This is a genomic window from Nocardia sp. NPDC004711 (assembly GCF_053601595.1).
Genome location: NZ_JBSGCB010000141.1, coordinates 1 through 5,431, shown reverse-complemented (window position 1 = coordinate 5,431; position 5,431 = coordinate 1). Strand labels below are relative to the sequence as shown.

Below are 5,431 nucleotides of genomic sequence, written 5' to 3'. Positions count from 1 at the left end.
ACACCCCGGCAGTGGCGACGCGGTCCTTGCGCGACAGCGACGAAAACACCTCACCGACAAACGCGTCCAGCAACGCATCGACCCGAGCCAGCTCACCATGATCCACGCCCGGCATCGTCTCGAGAATCGCGGCGACACTCGAGCACAACACGCCGGACCTAACAAAGTCCTACTAGTGCTGCGTTCCTCAATGATCGTGTAACTTGTTGCTGGTCTTGGTGGTTCGGGCGTGGTCGAGGTGGGTTCTGCCGAAGGTATTGGTTGCGCGAGAGGCACGGAATGTGTTGGAAGAGCGCAAGATTCGAAAGCTGGCCGCAGCTCGGCATGCGCCTGGGGATTGGAGCCGGCGGGCGCGGATGATCACGGCGAGTTGGGATGGTAAGTCGACCGCGCAGATCGCGGGCGAGCTGGGCTGTCATCCACAGACGGTGCGAGAACGACTGCACCGGTTCAACACTCACGGACTGGAAGGGCTGGGAGACCGGGCAGGGTCAGGGCGCAAGCCGCGGCTGACCGAAGCCGAGCGCAGCCGCATCGTGGCCTTGGTCGCCACAACGCCGCCAGGGCGTCTGATGCGGCAAACCGACGGTGGGCTGCACGCCGAGAAAGACGCGGCAGCCTCGTGCTGGACACTGGATTCCCTGACCGATGTCCTGCGCGCCGAAGGCATCGTCGTAGGACCTAGTCAGGTTCGCAGAATCCTTGTCGCAGAGGGTGTTCGATGGCGTCGGCCACGGTCGTGGACGACGAGCAAGGATCCCTACTTCGTCCCAAAAGAACCCACATCGTCGGTCTCTACACGCAGCCACCCGAAGGTGCCACGGTAGTCTGCGCCGACGAGCTGGGCCCGGTGTCGCCTCGTACCTTCTGCCCCGCCCCGGGGTGGTCGGTCGACGGTCACCGGATCAAGGCACCCCTGGAATATTCGCGCGGCCCGGACAGGGTCTGGGTGTACGGCTCGATCCGCGTCCGCGACGGCCACGCCGTCACGCTCACCGCTTCCACCCGCAACAGCATCAACTCTCAGCGTTTCCTGGAACTGGTCGAACAAGCCAACCCCGTCGGCGATATCTACGTGATCACCGACAACCTCTCCAGCCACAACAGCAAATCCACCCGCGAATGGCTCGAAGACCATCCACGGATCAAACACGCGTTCATCCCCGTCGGGGCGTGCTGGCTCAACCTGCAAGAGCCGTGGTGGCGGATCTTCCGGCGAGAAGCCCTCGCCGGCCAGACTTTCGCCGACGCAACCGAGATCGACCACGCCACCCGCCAAGCCACCGCCGCACTCAACGCCCGCGCCCGACCATGGATCTGGGGACGTCCCGCACCGAAACCGAGAATCCTGCGCCGCCGTTTTATCTCTCACCTTTAAGGAACGCAGCATTAGGTTAACGCCCGACCTCCTCGACTCGATCCTCCACCGACACCTCAACGCGACAACCGACAGCAGTGACACATGACGAACGCAGCAGCCGATAACGTCACTGCAGCAGTCCTCCTGCTCGACCCTGCCCGACCGCCTAGTCACTGTTGGGTCGCCCCCGCTGGATCATGCAACATCCCGAAACAGCGCTGAATCCACGCCGCACACCCTTCGACATCGGGGGCTGTCGGATGACTGATGTCGTTTGTACGAAGAGCGTCGGGTCGGTAGGGATGGCGTCGTATTCGACTGACGTGTGATGGAGGTCGGCCGATACGAGTGTCAGGGTGCCTCGCTGTCTGCGAGGGTGGCGGCGATGCCATGGGCCAGTCGGGCCAGGTGGGCGCGGTCGGCCGGGGAGAGGTTCGGGCAACGACGTTCGATTTCGGCTGAGAACGTAGCTCTGATTTTGGCCCCGAGCTCGATTCCGTCCTCGGTGAGCACGGCCCTGGTGACCCGACGATCGGCCGGGTCTGGTTTCCGGATGAGCAGGCCGCGTTGCACGAGTCGGTCGACCATGCCGGTGACGTTGGTCTTGTCGCATCCCAGCCGATTCGCCAACTCCCCGAACGAGGGACTGTCGTGGTCGACCTGGCACAGCAGCTCGGCCTGCTGCACGGTCAGCCCGAAGCGGCGGGCGACCGCGGTGCGAAGCGCGGCGACTGCTCGGGCCATCGACGCGAGCGACTCGGCCAGTTCCATGCCGTGAAGTTTACCAACCCGACTGTTGACACCATCGACCATATTAGTCCACTATATCGACAGACTATATAGTCGACCATTGGAGATATGCATGCGCACGGTACTGGTTACGGGTGGTTCTCGGGGCATCGGCCGGGCCATCGCGATTCGGTTGGCTGCGCCGGACACGATGGTGGTGGTCAACTATCGCGCCGATGCAGCCGCTGCAGCGGACACGGTGGAACGGGTCGTCCAGCGGGGCGGGCGGGCGGTTGCCATCGCGGGAGACGTCGCCGATCCCGAACAGCTGCGAACCCTGTTGGATCACGCCGAACGCGCCGCCGGGACACTCGACGTGGTGATCGCCAATGCGGGAATCGCGCGGTTCGCGCCGATCGCGGCGACGACCGACGAGGACTTCGACTCGATGTTCGCCACCAACACTCGCGCCACGTTCCAACTGCTGCGCGCAGCAGCGACACGGGTCCGCGACGGCGGCCGGATCGTGGTGGTTTCCAGCGGCGTCACTGTCACCCATCGCCCCGGATCGGGAGTGTATGCGGCGAGCAAGGCGGCGAGTGAGGCTCTGGTGCGGGTGCTGGCTCGCGAGGTGGGGCATCGTTCGGTGACGGTGAACGCGGTACGGCCCGGTCCGACCAGCACCACGGCGCTCACCGCCACCGTGACCCCGGAAGCGTTGCGGCAGACCGCGCAGACGATTCCGTTGGGGCGGATCGGGGAACCGGACGACATCGCCGGCATCGTGGCCTTCCTGGCTTCCCAGGACGCGGGCTGGCTGACCGGCCAACTCATCGACGCAGGTGGTGGAGCTTTCTGAGAGCGGAGCCGGTCACCGATCCAGTTTGTCCATCGGGGACCGACGAGCAGGCCGCGCAGCTGTGCGAGCGCGCAGCGGCGGGTGAGTCGAAAGCGGCGCTTGCCAAGGAATTCGGCGTCTCCCGCGAAACCGTCTACTCCTACCTCCAGAAGCGGCGAGCCGATGCGACAGGGGAAGGGACGCTCACCGCGAAGGTCTCTTTGTCGAGCAGGGTGCGCAGCACCTCTTCCGGGGTCCAGCGCTGGGTTTTAGCGGTGGCGAGGACTTCGGGTGCGGTGCGGCGGATGGCAGCCAGTTTCAGCCGGCGCAGCCCGGCGTCGAGATCGGCCGCCAGTTCCGGGATTTGTTTGGGTGCAGCTGTTTTCGATCGAGTGGTTGTCATGCGCCGCTCCCGTCGCGGGTAATTTTGTAGGCGTCGAGCGACCGAGTCGGCGCGGTGGGCAGATCCAGCACCAGCGCGTCTCCGGCTGGGCGGGGCTGCGGAGTTCCGGTGCCGGCGGCCAGGATCGAGCGGACGTCGGCGGCGCGGAACCGTTTGAATGCCACTGCCCGTCGCAGGGCGGCGATCAAAGCCGGTTCGCCGTGAGCGGCGGCGAGGGCGAGCAGGATCTCCAGCTCGCCCGCCAGGCGGCTGTTGCCGTGGGCCGCCGCTCCGACCAGAAACGCTTCGGCGTCTTCGCCGAGAGCGCAGAACTGATGCTCGACAGTGGTTTTCGGACGCGGACCACGATTGGGCGCGGGCCGGGGGCCGTCGTAGTGGGTATCGAGAATCGATGCCTCGCCAGGCGCGATGAGTTCATGCTCGGCGACGATCACCCCGGTCGCGGACTCGAGCACTACCAGCGCGCCGTGATCGACCACGATCTGCACGACCTCGGCGATCAGGCGGGTCGGCACCGAATAGCGGGCCGACACATAGCGGATGCAGGAGAGCCGGTCGACCTTGCGGTTCATGGTCGCTGCACCGATCTCCATTCGCAGAGACGGCAACGGCGCCAACAACTCTCGCTCCGTTTCCAGTCGTTGATCGGGGACCGCGCAGCAGCCACTCTGGGCTGGATGCCCGGAAATGGCTGAGTCAGAATGGCTCCCGTGTTCACTGCATCTCGCTCGACGGAGGAGCCCGGCTCTGTCCCTGCGGCATACCACGACTCCCCGCAGCATTTCACCGTGGTCTCCCGGCCGGGCGTCGAAGCCGACCCAGGAGTTCCCCAACCGCGAACCTGGTTGGGCGTGCGCCGCGCTCGGCCCATATTCGCCAGGTTTCGAGCCGATCTACGTTTGAGAGACGTGAACGCCGGTTCTTCGCGTACTCCTTTCCTTCCTGCTCGCCGGACCGTCTGGCAATACTGGCAACGTCCCAGCTTCGTCGGGGCTGCGTGCCACCCGATCCGACATCACCCGGGAGCAGATCCGTCGCCACGGCAGCACTGCGACGACGGCTACGAATTAGAATTCCTCGGCCACAAGGCCGATATCGTGTACCTGGTTGACGCACGACGTGTTTGGGCGACGCTTCGGGTCTGTCCAGATAACGGCTCTGTCCCTCTTTCGGTGGTGGCGGATAACGAACTATGCCAACAGGATTCGGTGGCGGAGTAGCTGGAAGCCGGCCCTGCCATACATCTGCCGCTTGATCAGCTTGGTTTTTATCGTGTTCACGCCCTCGATCGGGCCGCTGCTGTAGGGGAGGGTGAGGCCGGCGACGGCGGCGTCATGGTCCTGATCGAGACCGGTCAAGAAGGGTTCGAGTTCGGGCAGTCCGGCCTCGCGGACCTGTTTCATCCAGCAGCCGAGCTCGCTGCCGCGGCGGTTGCTCATGATGTGGGCGAACTCGTGCACGAGCCCGGCGAGAGCGGTCATTTCGGGGCAGGTGGCGAGTAGCTCGTCGAGATGGGTGCGGCGCTCGGCGGGCAGCTCGGCCGGGCGGGTCATGATCGAGCTGGTGAGTCGTTTGGGCGAGGGCCCGATCCGGTCGCTGATGTGACGGCCCTGGTTGATGTATTTGTAGAGCAGGTTCAGGCTGCCGGTGTAGCCGAGTGCTTTCAGCTCCTCGAACAGGTGCACAACCGGTGCCCCGGGATCGGCGGCACGACGAGCACGCAGGTGATCACGGTAGGGGTCGACCAGGCAGGCTCGATACTGGGGTGGGCGACGCATCCGGTCCGGCTCGGGCACTCGGGCATATCGCTTGATGGTGTTGAGCGCCAAGCCCAGTCGGCGTGAGCAGTCCAGCAGGCCGACACCCTGGTCGAGCAGATCATGAATGGCATGCCAGCGCTCGATGGTGGACTGCTCGCGCGTGAGCTGGGGCCGCTTGGGACCGCGCCCGGCCCAGCAGACGCTGTGGGCGACGACAGCTTTCTCCACCACGCGCCCGAGCCCGTTCCAGAGGGCACTGGTAGGCCGCTGGCGAGGTTTCCGTTGGGACGGCTCCTTTTCCAGCGACCCCCAGCCCGAACCCGGTGTGCGGCTTTCACCGC

5 protein-coding genes and 3 pseudogenes are annotated in these 5,431 nt (G+C 65.3%); 4 read left to right on the top strand and 4 right to left on the bottom strand.

All coding sequences use genetic code 11. The features are described 5' to 3' along the window. The first annotated feature begins 218 nt into the window (after positions 1 to 218). Positions 219 to 827: a helix-turn-helix domain-containing protein gene (locus ACWEKS_RS48690; protein ID WP_452346501.1), complete on the top strand. Its 609-nt coding sequence runs from the start codon at positions 219 to 221 to the stop codon at positions 825 to 827. Next, positions 722 to 1,378, top strand: coding sequence for an IS630 family transposase (locus ACWEKS_RS48685; protein WP_452346500.1), 657 nt, complete (start codon positions 722 to 724; stop codon positions 1,376 to 1,378). The genes ACWEKS_RS48690 and ACWEKS_RS48685 overlap by 106 nt, the downstream gene beginning before the upstream one ends. 333 nt (positions 1,379 to 1,711) lie before the next feature. On the opposite strand, the gene ACWEKS_RS48680 is transcribed toward ACWEKS_RS48685, so the two are convergent. Next, positions 1,712 to 2,131: a MarR family winged helix-turn-helix transcriptional regulator gene (locus ACWEKS_RS48680; RefSeq protein ID WP_452346499.1), complete on the bottom strand. Its 420-nt coding sequence runs from the start codon at positions 2,129 to 2,131 to the stop codon at positions 1,712 to 1,714. A 91-nt stretch (positions 2,132 to 2,222) separates the two neighbouring features. Between ACWEKS_RS48680 and ACWEKS_RS48675 the strand changes: the two genes are divergently transcribed. Both ACWEKS_RS48675 and ACWEKS_RS48670 read left to right on the top strand, forming a co-directional pair. After that, positions 2,223 to 2,948, top strand: a complete 726-nt coding sequence (locus tag ACWEKS_RS48675) for an SDR family oxidoreductase (protein ID WP_452346498.1) — start codon at positions 2,223 to 2,225, stop codon at positions 2,946 to 2,948. Further along, positions 2,903 to 3,061 (top strand): annotated as a pseudogene (locus tag ACWEKS_RS48670) (hypothetical protein); the annotation flags it as partial. The gene ACWEKS_RS48675 and the pseudogene ACWEKS_RS48670, both read left to right, overlap by 46 nt. A 74-nt stretch (positions 3,062 to 3,135) precedes the next feature. Here ACWEKS_RS48670 and ACWEKS_RS48665 read toward each other — a convergent pair. The 3 genes and pseudogenes from ACWEKS_RS48665 to ACWEKS_RS48655 all read right to left on the bottom strand — a co-directional run. Further along, a pseudogene (locus ACWEKS_RS48665) lies at positions 3,136 to 3,330 on the bottom strand (ATP-binding protein); the annotation flags it as partial. Beyond that, positions 3,327 to 3,998: pseudogene (locus ACWEKS_RS48660) on the bottom strand (Mu transposase domain-containing protein); the annotation flags it as partial. The pseudogenes ACWEKS_RS48660 and ACWEKS_RS48665, both read right to left, overlap by 4 nt. A gap of 522 nt (positions 3,999 to 4,520) precedes the next feature. Beyond that, on the bottom strand, positions 4,521 to 5,431 hold a 911-nt coding region (locus tag ACWEKS_RS48655), incomplete at its 5' end, for a transposase (protein ID WP_452346497.1).